Annotated in this window: 13 protein-coding genes; 5 read left to right on the top strand and 8 right to left on the bottom strand. The window is 61.0% G+C overall.

Annotated elements, in window-relative coordinates; all coding sequences use genetic code 11:
• Positions 1 to 81 precede the first annotated feature (81 nt).
• The 8 genes from AC15MQ_RS16335 to AC15MQ_RS16300 all read right to left on the bottom strand — a co-directional run bounded on the left by AC15MQ_RS16335 (position 82) and on the right by AC15MQ_RS16300 (position 11458).
• A complete protein-coding gene (locus AC15MQ_RS16335) occupies positions 82 to 927 on the bottom strand; it encodes a response regulator (RefSeq protein ID WP_483080685.1) in 846 nt (281 codons plus the stop codon).
• 78 nt (positions 928 to 1005) lie between these two features.
• The gene (locus AC15MQ_RS16330) at positions 1006 to 4020 is read right to left on the bottom strand and encodes a PAS domain S-box protein (RefSeq protein ID WP_483080684.1); all 3015 of its coding nucleotides are present in this window, start codon (positions 4018 to 4020) and stop codon (positions 1006 to 1008) included.
• A gap of 561 nt (positions 4021 to 4581) precedes the next feature.
• Positions 4582 to 6243, bottom strand: coding sequence for a SulP family inorganic anion transporter (locus tag AC15MQ_RS16325; protein ID WP_483080683.1), 1662 nt, complete (start codon positions 6241 to 6243; stop codon positions 4582 to 4584).
• 30 nt (positions 6244 to 6273) lie between these two features.
• Positions 6274 to 6993 (bottom strand): DUF2894 domain-containing protein, encoded by a 720-nt coding sequence (locus AC15MQ_RS16320; RefSeq protein ID WP_483080682.1) that lies wholly within the window; start codon positions 6991 to 6993, stop codon positions 6274 to 6276.
• Between the two features lie 43 nt (positions 6994 to 7036).
• The gene (locus AC15MQ_RS16315; RefSeq protein ID WP_483080681.1) at positions 7037 to 7681 is read right to left on the bottom strand and encodes an OmpA family protein; all 645 of its coding nucleotides are present in this window, start codon (positions 7679 to 7681) and stop codon (positions 7037 to 7039) included.
• On the bottom strand, positions 7681 to 9849 hold the full coding sequence (locus AC15MQ_RS16310) for a DUF802 domain-containing protein (RefSeq protein ID WP_483080680.1): 2169 nt from the start codon (positions 9847 to 9849) through the stop codon (positions 7681 to 7683). The genes AC15MQ_RS16315 and AC15MQ_RS16310 overlap by 1 nt, the downstream gene beginning before the upstream one ends.
• A complete protein-coding gene (locus AC15MQ_RS16305; RefSeq protein WP_483080679.1) occupies positions 9846 to 10595 on the bottom strand; it encodes a DUF3348 domain-containing protein in 750 nt (249 codons plus the stop codon). The genes AC15MQ_RS16310 and AC15MQ_RS16305 overlap by 4 nt, the downstream gene beginning before the upstream one ends.
• A complete protein-coding gene (locus AC15MQ_RS16300) occupies positions 10592 to 11458 on the bottom strand; it encodes a YicC/YloC family endoribonuclease (protein WP_483080678.1) in 867 nt (288 codons plus the stop codon). The genes AC15MQ_RS16305 and AC15MQ_RS16300 overlap by 4 nt, the downstream gene beginning before the upstream one ends.
• Before the next feature lie 103 nt (positions 11459 to 11561).
• Between AC15MQ_RS16300 and AC15MQ_RS16295 the strand changes: the two genes are divergently transcribed.
• The 5 genes from AC15MQ_RS16295 to hemW are packed head-to-tail and all read left to right on the top strand — an operon-like array spanning position 11562 to position 16003.
• Entirely contained in the window at positions 11562 to 12521 is a 960-nt protein-coding gene (locus AC15MQ_RS16295; protein ID WP_287652467.1) for a serine/threonine protein kinase, read from the top strand.
• Positions 12518 to 13438 carry a PP2C family protein-serine/threonine phosphatase gene (locus AC15MQ_RS16290; protein WP_287652389.1) on the top strand — a complete coding sequence of 307 codons (921 nt, stop codon included), beginning with the start codon at positions 12518 to 12520 and terminating at the stop codon, positions 13436 to 13438. The genes AC15MQ_RS16295 and AC15MQ_RS16290 overlap by 4 nt, the downstream gene beginning before the upstream one ends.
• Before the next feature lie 8 nt (positions 13439 to 13446).
• The gene (rph, locus tag AC15MQ_RS16285; RefSeq protein ID WP_483080677.1) at positions 13447 to 14163 is read left to right on the top strand and encodes a ribonuclease PH; all 717 of its coding nucleotides are present in this window, start codon (positions 13447 to 13449) and stop codon (positions 14161 to 14163) included.
• Entirely contained in the window at positions 14160 to 14747 is a 588-nt protein-coding gene (gene rdgB, locus AC15MQ_RS16280; RefSeq protein WP_287652391.1) for an RdgB/HAM1 family non-canonical purine NTP pyrophosphatase, read from the top strand. Before rph ends, rdgB begins: the two co-directional genes overlap by 4 nt.
• Positions 14747 to 16003, top strand: coding sequence for a radical SAM family heme chaperone HemW (hemW, locus tag AC15MQ_RS16275; protein WP_483080676.1), 1257 nt, complete (start codon positions 14747 to 14749; stop codon positions 16001 to 16003). Before rdgB ends, hemW begins: the two co-directional genes overlap by 1 nt.
• Positions 16004 to 16028: the final 25 nt, after the last annotated feature.

Genomic DNA, 16028 nt, shown 5'->3' with positions numbered 1-16028 from the left:
GCCACCAGCCGCCGCTTCACAAGCCTGCCCGAATCGACAGCGACCGGGCCTTCTCTTGCCAGGCCAGTTCCGCCAGCATTCCTATTGTCCACGCAGGGCAGCCTCGATCATTTCGATCAGGCGTTCCAGTTCAGCGACCAGGGCATGGCAGCAGGTGTCGACCTCCTCGTGCACGGCTTGCGAACGGATTGCAGTTTGCAGGGTAGCCGCTGCCTGGGCTACCCACAGCGCTCCGACATTGCCGGCGGAACCTTTCAACGTGTGCGCCAATCGTTCCACAGTCTCCAGATCATTCGCCGCCAGGCCTTCGGTGAGGCGCATGGCATCCCGAGCATGCCCGTCCACCAGCAGCGCCAGCATGCGGGCATAGCGTGCGGTATCCCCGTGCACCAGCACCAGCCCGCGCTCGATGTCCAGACCGGGAATACGCGCCAGTCGCCACTGCAACGCCACCGGGTCGATGGCCGGCGTTCTCTTGACGATCGGCGCCGACGGTCGATCCTTCGCCGGCAGTGTTGCCGGTTCGACAGGCGGAAGATCGGACGCCGCCGGCATCCATTTGAGCAGCGTCGCGTAGAGGGTCAAGGGATCAACAGGTTTGGCGACAAAATCATTCATGCCTGCCGCCTGGCAGGCACGTCGATCGTCGTTGAAGGCATTGGCGGTCATCGCCAGGATCGGTGTCGCTTCCCGACCGGGCAGACAACGGATTGCGCGGGCCGCCGCCAGGCCATCCATATGGGGCATCTGGACATCCATCAGGATCAGTTGGTAGGCGATGGCGGTCGCCTTGTCCACTGCTTCCCGACCATCGGCGGCGGTATCCACGACCAACCCCACCGCTTGCAGCAATTCCAGCGCCACCTCGCGATTGATGGCGTTGTCTTCGGCCATGAGCAGCCGCGCGCCGCCGTGACTCAGACGCAACAGCGTCTCGGCATCTTGCTCGGTCGAAGTCGACAGCGCAGGCAGGGTACCGTGTCCGTGCTGCAGACGCGCGGTAAACTAGAAAGTGCTGCCGACCCCCGGTGTGCTTTCAACACCGACCTCCCCGCCCATCAGATGCGCCAGACGCAAGGTGATCGCCAGCCCCAGACCGGTGCCGCCATACTGGCGGGTGGTCGAGGCATCGGCCTGTTCAAACGCCCGGAACAGCCGGCCGACCTTCTCCGGCGCAATGCCGATGCCCTGGTCCTCGACCGCAAAACGCACCAGCAAGTCGTCGCCACTCTGCTGCAGGACTCTGGCCCGCAGCACGATGACGCCTTTCTCGGTAAACTTGACGGCGTTGCCGGCATAGTTGAGCAGCGCTTGCCGCAAGCGCATCGGATCGCCGCGCAGCCAGGGAGGAACGGCATCGCTGTCGATCTCGATTGACAGGCCCTTGTTCCGCGCCGCTTCACCAATGATCGTCACGACATTGTCGAAGATGGCGGGGAGGTGAAAGTCGGTGCTGTCGAGTTGCAGCCGATCCGCTTCGATCTTGGACAGGTCAAGGATGTCGTTGATGATCGACAGCAGGTGTCGGCTGGCGCCTTCGATATTCTTCAGGCGCTTGACTTGTTCCGGAGTAGCGCCAGCGCGCTGCAGGAGATGCGTCAAACCGATGATCACGTTCATTGGCGTGCGGATCTCGTGGCTCATGCTCGCCAGGAACGTGCTCTTTGACAGATTGGCCGCTTCGGCTGCGATTTTCGCCTTGCGCAACTCCATTTCCATCGACTTGCGGGCAGTGAGGTCGGTATGCGTGCCCACCGCGCGCAACGGTCGCCCATCGCCATCCCGCTCGACGACCTTGCCGCGGCTGAGAATCCACTTGTAGCTGCCATCCTTGCATCGCAAACGGAATTCAATTTCGTAGCCGCCGGCCTGGTCGAGTTTGTGTCGCGCCTGCTCTAGAACGTGGTCGCGATCCTCCGGGTGCAACAGATCGATGAACTGCTCCTTGCTGTCGTCGCCGAGTTCGCCGGGCGAGTACCCGAGCATCCGGCTGTAGGCGGCATTGAAATAACTGCTGTGAGTACCGAGGTTCCAGTCCCAGATACCGTCGTTGGTGGCTTCCAGTGCGAATTCGTAGCGTTGCTCGCTATTCTTGACCTGCTCCATCGCCAGAGCCAGTGCCCGCGTGCGCTCCTGCACCAGGTCCTCGAGTCGGGCACGGTGGCGTTGGAGTTCAGCCTCGACCGTCTTGCGCTCGGTAATATCCTTGATGAAGACGAAAAACCTCCCACCTGCCGTCGCATCGTAGGTCGCCACGATTTCCGCCGACCACCAACGCCCATCCCTGGCACGGTGCACGGTCTCGAACTGCGCGAACCCACAGGCGATCGCCCGCTGAAAATGCCTGGCGACCGCATCGTGATCGCCGTTCACATCCAGCTTCGATACCGGGCTGGACAGCAACTCGTCGCGGCCATATCCCGAGAGCCTGCAGTACGCTTCGTTGACATCCAGCAGATACCCATTGCTGTCCAGGGTCCAGAAGCCATCCGGAGAGGTTTCGATGGCCAGGCGAAACTGCAGGTCCTTTTCGCGGAGTTCGCCTTCGATGCGCTTGATTTCGGTCAGATCGACATCCAGGCAAAACATCTCCGGGCCGGCACTGCCGCGCTGCATGGCGTGACTGGAATACACGGCGACGGGCGAGCCATCCTTGCGCTGGAGCAGCAGTTCGCCCGCAGGGATGGCAGGGCCACCAACGACCCAGGCATCGACAGCGCGGATCACCTCCGCTCGCATGCCATCCGGAATGATCAGATCCTCGAGGCAGCGGCCGATGGCTTCTGCCCTCGAAAAGCCATAGACCCGCTCGCTCGCCTGGTTCCAGAAGATCACGCGGCGGGAACTGTCATACCCTTGCACGGCGATCGTGGGAGTATTTTCGAAGAGCGAACGAAAGCGCATCTCGCTTTCGCGCAGCCCCTGTTCCAGACGCTTGCTCTCGGTGATGTCCTGAAAGACGGTCACGAACTCCTGTCGTCTGGGCGAAAAAACAGTGATTCTGAAATACTTCTGCAGGGGTTCGAAGTACTGCTCAAAGGCCGTTGCCTGCCGAGTGGTGGCGACAACCGAATAGATATCGAGAAACGGGGCGACTGGCGTCTGGTAGGCCGACGTTGCTGATTTCCCCAGGATCGCCGCCCTGGACAAACCGGTGTGTCTCTCGAAGGCCGGGTTAACGTCCAGAATTGTGTAGTCTATGGGAACTCCGGAGGGATCCCGTATCAGTTCGTGCAGGGCGACCCCTTCGGTCATCGAGTCATACAGCGATCGATATCTTTCTTCGCTTTCCCGCAGCGCGCTCTCCGCCAGTACTCGCTCGGTAATGTCGCGAGCGATTCCGTAAAGGCCGACCAGTTCACCCTTTTCATTGGTGATCGGATACTTTCGATTGTCGATCCAGCCACGCCGGCCATCCTTGCTCCGGGTTTCCTGGATGCCATTGGCTATGGGTGCGCCGGCAAAGACCTCCTTTTCCAGCCGGTAATATTCGTCTGCGAACTCCTCGGGAAAGACATCATAGTCTGTCTGACCCAGCAGGTCGGACCAATGCTCGGCCGGATCACACAGGGCCACCAGGGTCTGGCTCGCCCCGGTAAAGACGTGGTTGCGATCCTTGAAGTAGATGTAGTCATCCGAGTTCTCCATCATGGCTCGGAAATTGAGCGTTGCAGACGCATCGTCGAGCGTGCGTGGCAAGCTCTTTGCGTCCGTCAGCAGCAACTCAAGAACGACCCCTCCAGAGTCGGTCAGAGACTTGTCGTATTCGCCCTTGATACAGCGAATGCGACCATTCGCCTGCCGGACGCGGACATTCAACGCCCCGCGCGTCGCCTCCCGAGCACAGCCAAACCAAATCTCGGCAATGTCCTGATCATGCGGATGAATGCGCTCCATGAGCGTTACCGCGCCGGTCAGGAAATCCTCCGGACGGAAACCGAGCAATTCCACAATGCCATCGCAGACCGATAGCACCTGCCAACTCTCGTTCAGAATCAGGCGAATGGTGGATTGTGTCATGGCATGGATCCCGCTCCCTGAAGCCCCGGCAGTCGGCGAAGGACAGAAAATCCAGCGGCGCCGTCGACAGGCCTTGAGCCTCCGTCAGGTGCATATCCTTACACAGTTTTGGCCGTGGATCCCTCGCCGGCGCTTGACCGCCACGGCGAAATCCACGACCAGGAGCTCCAGAGCTCGCCAAACACCAAGCCAAGCGGTTGTTTGTTCTACATTTAGTTGTCGATATCGCGCTCGGTTGAGCAGATCAGGGTTGATCTGGAGAGCATGACCTGCCTGCCGGTACGGAACCTGGACGCGAGCCGGGTCCTCCCAATGGTCTTGTCTTGGCTGATCGATCCGGCTCGATCGGCACCTTCGCTGGTTCAGTAGCGCTGCGGATCGTCCGGACGCCTGTCCTGGCTATTGCGAACGCCATCTCCAATTTGGATCACCGTTCAGGCAAGGCAGCGGTGGCAATCTGGCCATGACCGGAGCTTGATCTGCGGCCATGATGGGACCGTCCGGAGCGGAAATCTGTGCGCCAGCAGACACGACTTTTCCAGACCCCCTGGCCGCTTCGTTTCAGGGGGTCTGCGCGGGGCCTTCGCCGAGGCGGCGAAACGCTTGTGCGGTGCTGAGAAACACTTGCCCACCGAGTTGACCGAGCAGGTCGCTTTGTTGCAGGCGGTCCATCACCGGCCCCTTGACCTCGCTCAGATGCAGCTTGATCCGCTGTACCTGCAGGCTGCGGTTGATCTCGATCAAGGCATAGAGTCCGGTAGTGTCGATGAGGCTCACTGCCGACATGACCAGGACCACATGGCGTGTGCGCAGACCCTCGGCCGCTCGTGCCTTCAGCAGGCTCTCGAGGTGGTCGAAAACGACACCGACGTTGCCGAAATACAGGTCGGCGTCAATACGCAGCATCAGCACTTCGGGCAGGGTGTCCACCTGATGCCGCTCGACATTGCGGAAATGCTCGCTGCCGGGAATCCTGCCGATGACGGCGATATGCGGCCGGCTGGAACGCCAGATCAGCGTGGCGAGCGACAGCACGACACCGAGAATCACGCCCTCCTCGACACCAAGCAGCACCACGCCGGTGCTGGTGGCCAGCAGCGCGCCGGCATCGCTGCGATCGTAGCGCCAGGCGTCACGTAACGTCGTCAGGTCGATCATGCCGAGCACCGGGAGAATGATCGTCGCCGCCAGCGCCGGCATTGGCAGCAGCGACACCCAGGTGGTCGGTACCCACAGCACAACCAAGATCAGGCCGGCCGAAATCACGCTGGCCAACGGTGTGTTGGCGCCTGCCGAGTAATTCACCGCCGACCGCGAAATGCTGCCCGTCACCGCAAAGCCGCCCGATACGGCGCTGGCCAGATTGGCGGCGCCGAGCCCCAGCAACTCGTGGTTGGTCAGGATCCTTTCGCCGCGCTTGAGCGCCAGCGATTGCGCCGCTGACTGACTTGACAGAAAGATCATGAAAGCGACCAGCAAGGCCGGCACCAGCAAGGACCGCCAATGGTCGGCCGACAGCATCAGTTGGATTGCGGGCATGCCCGATGGAATCTCGCCCACCACCTGCACCCCGAGCCGCGTCAGATCCAGCACACCCACCGCAGCCGTTGCCACGACCAACACCACCACCGGCGCCAGTCTGGAAACCATGTCCGCCACACTCCTGGGCAGCCCCAGGGCACCCAGCCCGCGTACCAGATAGCGTTGCGCCAGCCACAAGGCCAGCAGCGAACTCAGGCCGACGATCGCACTGGGCAGATGGATGGCTGCCAGCGGGCCGCCGAGGAGCGGTTCGATTTGACCACCGGTGATCAACAGGGACGCCCCGGTGATAAATCCGCTCATCACCGGCCGACTGAGGAAACCGGCGAGAAAGCCGAGCCTGAGCATACCGCACAGAAACAACACCACGCCGGCAATCAGCGCCATCTGGCCGGCCAGCACCACACTCAGGGCCGATCCGGGTGGCGCCAGGGCTGCCAGCGCCGTGCCCGTCATCAGCGAGGTGATGGCCATCGGCCCCACGGATTGAACCATGCTGCTGCCGAACAAGGCATAGGCGATGGCTGGGAGGATACTGGCATACAGCCCGTTCACCGGCGGCAGGCCGGCGAGCATGGCATAAGCCATGCCCTGGGGAAGCAGCATCAGCGCAACGATGACGCCCGCAGAGACGTCGCCGGCCAGCAGCTCAGGTCGATAGTGCTTCAGCCAGAGAAGCATCGTCGCTCTCTCCTTGGTCAATACAATGCGTCACCGGGATCGGGCGCGAGCGCCTTTCATTTTCTTGACGGTTTCATCCTGAGCGATTCTTTTTGCCGTTGGCCTGCTTGTTCTATCCGCTTGATCGAGCCACAGCAAAGTGTCGATATAAGAGACAAACCGGTTGAGATAATCTGGCGAGATATCGCGCATCAAGGCGAGCGAACGTAGCATCAGCAGATGTGAATTGAGCGGACCGGCATGATCTGGAACTTGCTCGATGGCTTGCTTGACATGCCTATGGACGCTGAGTTTCGACCAGTTGTTTCTGAAATAGCGGATGGTTTTGAGCTCGGCACGAGGTGCAATATCTTCCGCCAGACCACCATCGGCATCTTCCGGCGAATGCTGCGCGATATGGCGTACCAGGTCCGCCAAAGACACACGACGGTCATTTGTCTCCAGGTGGTTGGCGAATCGGTTGACTCCGCTGAAATCACCCGCGACGAAAAGACGCTGCAGATCGTCGGCAACATCCTGATGCTGCTCCGCCATACGCGCGATCGTCTCCCTGGCAGCGTCCTGCGCCCGTTCGAGGCGTTCCCCATACGCCGCCAGCGCTGCCTTCAGCTTGCCTTCGAGAATACGTCTGACATCTCCCTGCTGCTCGCGTACTCGCCTGGCCAGCGCTTCAATGAAATGGAAGCGCACGGGATCCAGGCGATCCGCACCCCGCAGGCGCAACGAAGCGATCTCCAGACCATGATCCATGACCTGATCCACAGGTGACGGGGGGAGTCCGTTGCGACGGGACTCAATCATGGACCGGCAATTTTGCATTCGCGGATTTCGGTACCGGTGCCATTTCAACTCGCCGATTCAGAGAACGTCCCCTATCGTCGGCATTGGATGCCACCGGCTGCTCCATACCGAAAGCCGCGGCAAAAACCAGAGATGACGGTATGCCCTCGTCGATCAGTGCACGGGTAACCGTCAACGCCCGTTGGGCAGATAATTCCCAATTGTCGGCGAAGCGATTATTGCCTGACTGAATCGGTTCATCGTCCGTAAACCCGCTGACCATCAACAATTCATCACGCTCGCCAAGATAGACGCGCAGCGGCGCTACCAGACTCTTCAGGAGCAGCCGACCATCGGGTTGCAGTTGCGCTGAGTTCAACGAGAACAATACGCTGCCGCTGATACCGATGCGCCCGTTGTTCAAGGTGACCCGCCCTGTCGCCAGCGGAATGGCCAGGGCTTTTTCCAGTGCCATGCGGCGCCGCTCTTCCATCTGCCGCTTTTGCACTTCGGCTTCGAGATGGGTCGCCAACTCCAGTTGGATGCCCAGGACGCCAACCAGAATCAGCACGCAAGCGCCCAACAAGCTCGACATCAGATCGCCAAAGACGGCCCATACCGACGCGGTCTGCTCAATGCCGGCGTCACTGTCATCCATTAGCTCACCTGAGCAGCAGTCGCCGCTTGCTTGTCCAGAAGTTGACGCAGCGCCTCGACGACGTCCTTCTGCGAAAGGATACTCAGATCAATGACTTCGCGAGCCTGCGCCACGTAATAGGCAAGTTGCTCGTCACTTCTTGCGGTCGATTTGTCCATCGAGGCTTCAATGCCTTGCAGATTCTCGATCAGTTTCTCGTTGGCATCACTGAATAACTGTACGGCAAAACCGAATGCTTCGCTCAGGCTCGATACCTCGATGGCACTGCCGGCAAGCTGCGCTGCAATGTCGGAAATCCTGGCCGATTCTGCGCTGACCTGCTCGGCAAACTGGCTGCCGGCATTACCGAGCAGCACCGTGGAAGACGTCACCAGCGAATCGATCTTCTCCCGCTGCTCGGCAGACGCATGATTGATCGTAACGAGCAGCGAATTGAGTGATTCCATGATGCGACTGCGTTCTTCGAGCAGTTGGTTATCCCTTGCGAGGCTGTTGGTCATTTCCTCGCGCAATCGGCCTATCACTTCGGCGGCGGCACGTGGGGCTTCCGAGGCCGATACGATGAGCTGCGTCATGGGATCAGTCAGCGCGGCACCCAGCGTTGTCAAATGACTGGTCAGTGCCGCTTGCAGGTCGGCCAGGTGTGCGACGGCGGCGTTGCCACGCAGCGCCTCCTGATCCCGGAGGGCGCCCAGTTCGGTACGCCACAGGCTGGCCATTTGCTCCATGCGCTCGCCATGCTGTGTGGTCCAGTCCGATTCAGCAGCGATGCGGGAACGTACCAGGTCCTCGGCACAGCTCAGGAGTTGTGCTGTGCCGTCAATGGTCTTGCTGGCATTGGCCTGCGCCTGTTCGGTGATGTCACGCGCGGTCTTGTCCAGCGTCGCACAGATTCGCTGCTGCTGCGCAAGGGTTTGCGCGCCGGTTCGTTGCCATTCGCTCTGAAGCGACAACGTCATCGATTCCAGCGATCGCGTCCACTCCTCCAGTCGCTGTCGATCCCCGGATGCCTGATTCGCCAGCGATGTGGACAACGCCTCGCCAACAGAGGCCAGAAGGGATCCCGAGCCCTGCTCGAATGTTGCGTTGAACGCGGCCAATGATCGCTCCAGGCCACTGACCAGACCTTCGCTCGTGCTTTGGTGTTTTGCCAGCACCGTCATCCCGGTATCCGCAACGCGGTTGGCCATATCGCCAAAGCGCGCCGAAAGCCCGTCCAGTTGCATTTGCGTCGAATCGATCATTCTTTCGTGCATCAGCTTCGCTTCACGAGCAATCCCCGTCATCGCGGCTGCAACCGCCGGTTTGATATTCTCGCCAGCGGCATGCGCGCTTTCAATCAGGCTGTCTTTCAGCGTTTTTTCAACCGAGCCTGCCAGATTGGTATAAACGACTTTGACCTCGCTGTGAAAGCTTTCCTGATTGCCGAGCAATCGCGCATTCAACCGCTGTTCCCGAAGCTCCATCCGCTCCATCATTGCCTGCAATTTGTCGACCAGTTCCGGCAAGGCCTGGGCTTGCATCTGGAGTGCCCTGAAGGTTTCCCGGCGCTGCTGGGAGAGCGAAAAGTCGCGCAATACGGTCGCGCTTCTGGTGTCCAGCAGTTGCGCGGTCAGCATTCTTTCGCGTCGGCTCAGGGCCGATATCAGGCCCAGCATTGCCGAGGCGGCAACACCCGCCACCGAAGTACCAAACGCCAGCCCCAATCCCTTGATCGGTGCCGCCAGCGCAGACCGGATTGCCGGCAGGTCGGTGGTGTCTTCCAGCGCGAACGCGGCACCATTGAGGGTGACGACCATGCCCAGAAACGTGCCCAGCATCCCCAGCATCACCAGCAGTCCCACCAGATAAGGGGTCAGTGCCGGGCCGGGCAGACCGATACGCTCACCTTCTATGCGCAAACGCACGGCGTTTTGTAGCGACGGGTGCAGGCGGTCGAGCCAATCGGCCAGGTTCGTCAGTTGCTCGGGAATCGCCGCCAGCGCCACGGCCAACGTTGACGTTGCGCGACGAAACTCGAGTATTTCAAACGCGCCGAACAAATAGACCGCGCCAATGATCACCGTCATGACCAACGCCAGCGTATTCGAACCGACAAACCCAACGCCAACCCAACCCACAGTCGCGGCTCCCAACAGGAAGGCCAGTGCGCAACCACTTCTATTCATTTATGCTTGTTTGCCTCGTTCATCAATGCTTCAATGAGCCCTGCCGTCGGCTGCAACCGTAGTTCCAGTTCGGCGAGCAACACCCCTTGCAATTCTTTGCAGAAGTCCGCCAGACCCTCCCCAGGCTGCCTCCTCAAGGCAGGGGCATCAGCCTGCGGAGTGCCGACGGGCAGCTGTGTATGCGCCTTGAGCAGTTGCTCAAAACGTTTTTCGAGCAGCAAGGGCACCGTCGAGAGCAATTGGCGCTCACGCACACACAGTATCCTCTCCAGAGCTTCATCCAGGGCTGCCAACTGCTTAAGCGCCGTCGAAGCCCTCGAAAGCGCTTGTCGAACACGGGTGCGCAATGGGCGAACGCGCAGTTCCATGGCACCTTGATGGGCAACATAGAATCGACGATACGGCTCGTAGGCCGTAACTTCAATGCCCATACCTGGCTTCGGCGTGGACCATCTTATGCGTGCCTCGCCCATGTTGGGCGAACAACTCTTCGTGATCGAATCCACCAGGTCCGTTTTCACCCGAGCGTATTCTTCTTCTACGGCGATACCGGCGACAGATGGCACCCCGGACTGCACTGCTGGCGAACTCGCGGCGCTGGCGTTGTGCGCCGCATGGAGCGTGATGGCGTCAGAAAGATCGAGCCATTGCGCCAGTCTCTCTGCAAAGACAGGCTTCGACTCGGCGGCCTCGACGAGGCACAGGTCAGCGAGAATACGAATGAGGCTTGAATCGTGAAACTTCACTCCAGATTCTGCACCTGTTCCCGCATCTGCTCGATCAGGAGCTTGAACTCTATGGCTGCCTGCGAAATCTCCGCGACCAGCGACTTGGAACCGAGCGTGTTGGCTTCACGATTGAGCTCCTGCATCAGGAAATCAAGGCGCTTGCCACTCGCCCCCCCGGCCCGCAGGACGCGTTCGACCTCATCGAGATGAGTGAGCAACCGCGCCAGTTCTTCGGCAACGTCAATCCGCGCGGCGAATACGGCCACTTCCTGACGGATGCGTTCGTCGTCGACCACCTGCACGGCGTCGAGCAGGCGTTGCCTCAGTCTTTCGTTGAAAGCCGCCTGCGCCGCCGGGATGCGCGGCTCGACATCACGCGCCAACGCCCGCATGCGGGCCACACGCTCCAGTATCACGCCCGCGAGCTTCTCCCCCTCGCGCGCCCTGCTGGCCATGAAATCGTCGAGGGATTCGCCGGCGAGCGCCAGACATGCCGGCACGGCAGTCTCGACATCGATGCTGTCGTCGCCGAAGATACCCGGCCAGCGCAGCACATCGTTGACCGTCAGCGAAGCGGCGAGCGGCAGGACGTTCCGGATCTGCGCATCGAAGCCACTGAGCCGTTCGAGCAGGCCGGCGTTTATACTCAGTTGTTCCGCCTGCGCGGTCGCGGGTGTGAAACTGACCCGGCATTCGAGCTTGCCTCGACCAAGCCGCGCGCCAATCAATTCGCGCAGTTGCGGTTCGACGATGCGCAATTCGTCGCACACCCGAAAGTGGCAATCGAGGTAGCGCGAATTGACGCTCTTCAACTCGACGTGCAAGGCTCCGCCCTTGACGGCGCGCGTCCTGGCGGCATAACCGGTCATGCTGTAAATCATCGAAATCCTGACATATTAACGATTGTGTATCAGTTGCCGGCTTTACAGTCCACCCCGAAAAACCGGACAATGCCTGAAACCTTGAATGATAGCCCTGACACGGATGGCGCAACAAGCGAACCACCCCCTCCCCGCCGGTTTCCGGATCGACGAATATTGCATTGAGCATCAGCTCTCGCTGGGTGGGTTTTCGATCGTCTACGTCGCGACCGACGCCCATGGACAGCGTGTGGCCATCAAGGAGTACCTGCCCAATACGCTGGCCTTGCGTAGCGAGGGGCAAACCGCGCCGATCATCACCGAAGATCATCTACCCGCCTTTCGCTACGGCATGAAGTGTTTTTTCGAGGAAGGTCGGGCGCTGGCCGGTCTTTCCCATCCCAATGTGATTCGGGTGCTGAATTTCTTCCGTGCCAACGACACTGTTTACATGGTGATGGAGTATGAACACGGCCGCACCCTGCAGGAGCTGATCCAGAAAAACAGGCCGGGGGTAACGGAAAACTTCATTCGCAACATCTTTACCAAGATGCTCAACGGTCTGCGCGAAGTGCATTCACACAGACTGCTGCATCTCGACCTCAAGCCGTCGAACATCTACATGCGCAACAACCACATGCCGGTGCTGATCGACTTCGGCGCGGCCCGCCAGACGCTGGCTTGCGACACACCGATGCTCAAGCCGATGTACACCCCGGGCTTCGCCTCACCCGAGCACTATCACCAGCGCGAGTTGCTGGGCCCCTGGAGCGACATCTACAGCGTCGGCGCCTCGATGTATGCCTGCATTTCGGGCAACACGCCACAACCGGCCGACAACCGCCTCGAAAAGGACCGGCTGGTACCCGCCATGGTCCGCTGGGAAGGACAATACTCGGACCAGTTGCTCGAAACGATCGACTGGTGCCTGTGCCTGAACCATCGCTACCGGCCGCAGAGCGTTTTTGCCCTGCAGAAGGCACTGACCGAAGCCGTCGTCCCGCCAACACCCTCCCCCCCAGAACCAAAGGAAACCTGGCTGGACCAGGTCGTCAGCAAATTCAAGAAAACCAGGGACGCATGAAATTCACCATCTACCAGGAAAGTCGGACCGGCAAGCGCGCCAACAACGAAGACCGGCTGGCCTACTGCTATTCCCGCGAAGCCTTGCTGATGGTCGTCGCAGACGGCATGGGCGGTCACTACTACGGTGAAGTCGCCGCCCAGATCGCCGTGCAGACGCTGACCGAAGCTTTCCCGCAAGCCTTCAAGCGCAAGGTACTCGACCCCTTCATGTTTCTGCAGGAGAACATGCTCAACGCCCACCGTGGCATTCTCGACTTTGCCGGCAAACACCATCTCCTGGACTCACCACGTACCACCTGCGTCGCCTGCATCGTGCAGAACAGCGTGGCTTACTGGGCGCATGCCGGTGATTCCCGCCTGTACCTCCTGCGCAATGGCAAAGTCCTGGCCCAGACCAGGGATCACTCGCGTGTACGGATGTTGGTCGACCAGGGAAAGATCAGTGAAGCTGAGGTGACCGGTCATCCCGACCGCAACAAGATCTACGGGTGCCTGGGCGGTCAGCAGGCGCCGCAGATCGAATATTCGCGCAAGACGACGCTGGAGACGGGAGACGTCTTGCTGCTGTGCACCGACGGCGTCTGGAGCGTTCTGCCCGGCGACAGCATCGCTGGCTCGCTGAAGACTGCCGACCTGATGCGCGCGGTTCCGGCACTGCTTGATCAGGCGGAAGAACGAGGTGGCCCGCATGCGGACAATCTGTCGATGATCGCGGTGCGCTGGGGAGACACCTATCTCGATGAAAGCAGCAGTTCCAGCAGCCTGATCTCGACGAAAACCATGGCTCGCGACACGGTGATGACCAAACTCGACGAGTTCGGTCGTCACCCCACGCGTAAAAGCGAACTCTCCGATCAGGAGATCGAGCTTGCGATCGAAGAAATCCGCTCGACCATCCAGAAATACTCCAAATAGGGATTCACATGCGTCCAAGCAACCGTGAACCATCGCAGTTGCGTCAGGTCCGGATGACGCGCCGTTTTACGTGCCACGCCGAAGGCTCGGTGCTGATCGAAATCGGCAACACACGCGTGCTCTGCACGGCCAGCGTCGAGGAATTCGTTCCGGCCTTTCTGCGCGGCAGCGGACAGGGCTGGGTGACGGCCGAATACGGCATGCTGCCGCGTTCGACGCACACGCGCACCGGGCGCGAGGCAGCCAAAGGCAAGCAGACCGGCCGCACCCAGGAAATCCAGCGCCTGATCGGTCGCGCCCTGCGTGCCGTGACCGACCTCAAGGCATTGGGCGAACGCCAGATCACGCTCGACTGCGATGTCCTGCAAGCCGACGGCGGCACCCGCTGCGCCGCGATCACCGGCGCCTGGCTGGCGCTCAACGACGCCTGCGAGCACTTGCTCGGCAAACGCAAGCTCCCTGCAAACCCCGTCCGCGATCAGGTCGCCGCAGTGTCGGTGGGAATCTATCAGGGCTTGGCTGTGGTTGACCTCGACTACGCCGAAGACGCCCACTGCGATACGGACATGAATGTGGTAATGACCGGCAGGCGGGGGATCGTCGAACTGCAGGGAACCGCCGAAGGCGAACCCTTTACTCGTACGCAAATGAACCAGTTGCTGGACCTGGCAGAAGCCGGCATCGGTGAACTGCTGGCCCACCAGAAGACGGCCCTGACCCTATGAAACTCGTTCTCGCTTCCAACAACACCAAGAAACTGAAAGAACTCGATGCGATTCTCGCGCCGCTGGGCTGGGAGCTTGTTCCCCAGGGCCAGCTCGGCGTTCCCGAGGCCGAGGAGCCGCACTGTACCTTCGTCGAGAATGCCCTGACCAAGGCGCGGCACGCGTCGCGGCTGAGCGGCCTGCCGGCCCTCGCCGACGACTCGGGTCTGTGTGTCGACGCCTTCGGCGGCGCCCCCGGCGTGTTATCCGCACGCTACGCGGGCGAGCCGAAATCCGATGCCCGCAACAACCAGAAGCTGCTCGTCGAACTGGGTGAAAACGACAGGCGCACGGCCCGTTTCGTTTCGGTGATCGTTTTCGTTCGCCACGCCGACGACCCACAGCCGATCATTGCCGAGGGCGAATGGAACGGCGAGATTCTCTCGGTAGCGCGCGGTGACGACGGCTTTGGCTACGATCCTCTCTTCTACATCCGCGAGCTCGACAAGAGCGCGGCAGAACTCGACGCTGCGGAGAAGAATCGTCGCTCGCATCGTGGCCAGGCCCTCTCCCGTCTCGTCGAGCGCCTGCAAGCGCGACACTGATGCCGGTTGCTAGCCAGGGCCGACGAATCATCACCTTGCGTCCTCAACAGCCGTCAGGATCAGGACGCAGCACAGGGCAATTCAGGACCCAGCCGCCGCTGTCGCTCTACGTCCACATTCCGTGGTGCGTACGGAAATGCCCCTACTGCGATTTCAACTCGCATGCGCTGGCAGCAGGCCCGAACGCCGTCGAAGGCGGTGCAGCCATTCCGGAAGGCCAGTACGTGGCCGCCCTGATCGCCGACCTCGAAGCAGCACTGCCTCTGGTCTGGGGCCGCCGCATCGACAGCGTCTTTTTCGGTGGCGGGACGCCCAGCCTGCTCTCGGGCGAGGGTCTGGACGACCTTCTGGCGGCCGTGCGCAGCCGCCTGCAGGTGCTGCCCAGCGCCGAGATCACGCTGGAAGCCAATCCCGGAACCGTTGAGGCCGAAAAATTCGTCGCCTTTCGAGCCGCCGGTGTCAATCGCCTGTCGTTGGGTATTCAGAGTTTCAACCCGCGTCACCTCCAGGCACTCGGGCGCATCCACGACGACCAGCAGGCTCGGCGAGCAATCGAGATTGCCGCCCGTCACTTCGACAATTTCAACCTCGACCTGATGTACGGACTGCCCGGCCAGACGCTACCCGAAGCCCTCGACGACCTGCAGACGGCGCTCTCGTTCGCCCCACCACACCTGTCGTGTTACCAACTCGGCATCGAACCTAACACCGCTTTTGCCGCCAGACCTCCGGAACTGCCCACACCTGACCTGTGCGCGGACATGCAGGATGCCATCGAGGCGCGGCTGGCCAGCGCGGGCTACCTGCATTACGAAACCTCGGCGTTCGCGCAAGTCGGCCGGCAATGCCAGCATAACCTCAACTACTGGCAGTTCGGCGATTATCTGGGGATCGGCGCGGGGGCGCACGGCAAGCTGACGCTGCACGATCGCCTGCTACGCCAGATGCGCTGGAAGGGCCCCGAGCAGTACCTTGCCCAGGCAGCCGCAGGAACCCCGGTACAGGAAGAGTTTGCCGTCCCCACCGCCGATCTTCCTTTTGAATTCATGCTCAACGCCCTGCGCCTGATTCAGGGTTTCGACGCGCAATTGTTCGAATCACGCACCTCGCTGCCGCTGCTCAGCATCGAGCACATCCTGCGCCAGGCTCAGACGGACGGCCTGATCGATCGCGACCGACAGCGCATTGCGCCCAGCGATCGTGGCCGCCGCTTTCTCAATCGGCTGCTGCAGCGCTTCCTCGCAGACCGCGAGTGACCAGGAATCAGCGCAACCGCCGATA

It is taken from the genome of Candidatus Accumulibacter propinquus, assembly GCF_056856495.1.
The sequence above is the reverse complement of the archived record's forward strand: the minus strand, read 5'-3'. Positions and strand labels throughout refer to the sequence as shown.

What these genes read in the sequence shown, in the direction of transcription:
- rph (WP_483080677.1), top strand. Translation starts at nt 13,447, where the DNA reads ATGCGTCCAAGCAACCGTGAACCATCGCAGTTGCGTCAGGTCCGGATG.
- AC15MQ_RS16320 (WP_483080682.1), bottom strand. Translation starts at nt 6,993, where the DNA reads ATGGATCATGGTCTGGAGATCGCTTCGTTGCGCCTGCGGGGTGCGGAT.
- AC15MQ_RS16325 (WP_483080683.1), bottom strand. Translation starts at nt 6,243, where the DNA reads ATGCTTCTCTGGCTGAAGCACTATCGACCTGAGCTGCTGGCCGGCGAC.
- AC15MQ_RS16330 (WP_483080684.1), bottom strand. Translation starts at nt 4,020, where the DNA reads ATGACACAATCCACCATTCGCCTGATTCTGAACGAGAGTTGGCAGGTG.
- AC15MQ_RS16290 (WP_287652389.1), top strand. Translation starts at nt 12,518, where the DNA reads ATGAAATTCACCATCTACCAGGAAAGTCGGACCGGCAAGCGCGCCAAC.
- AC15MQ_RS16295 (WP_287652467.1), top strand. Translation starts at nt 11,562, where the DNA reads ATGGCGCAACAAGCGAACCACCCCCTCCCCGCCGGTTTCCGGATCGAC.
- AC15MQ_RS16310 (WP_483080680.1), bottom strand. Translation starts at nt 9,849, where the DNA reads ATGAATAGAAGTGGTTGCGCACTGGCCTTCCTGTTGGGAGCCGCGACT.
- hemW (WP_483080676.1), top strand. Translation starts at nt 14,747, where the DNA reads ATGCCGGTTGCTAGCCAGGGCCGACGAATCATCACCTTGCGTCCTCAA.
- AC15MQ_RS16300 (WP_483080678.1), bottom strand. Translation starts at nt 11,458, where the DNA reads ATGATTTACAGCATGACCGGTTATGCCGCCAGGACGCGCGCCGTCAAG.
- rdgB (WP_287652391.1), top strand. Translation starts at nt 14,160, where the DNA reads ATGAAACTCGTTCTCGCTTCCAACAACACCAAGAAACTGAAAGAACTC.
- AC15MQ_RS16315 (WP_483080681.1), bottom strand. Translation starts at nt 7,681, where the DNA reads ATGGATGACAGTGACGCCGGCATTGAGCAGACCGCGTCGGTATGGGCC.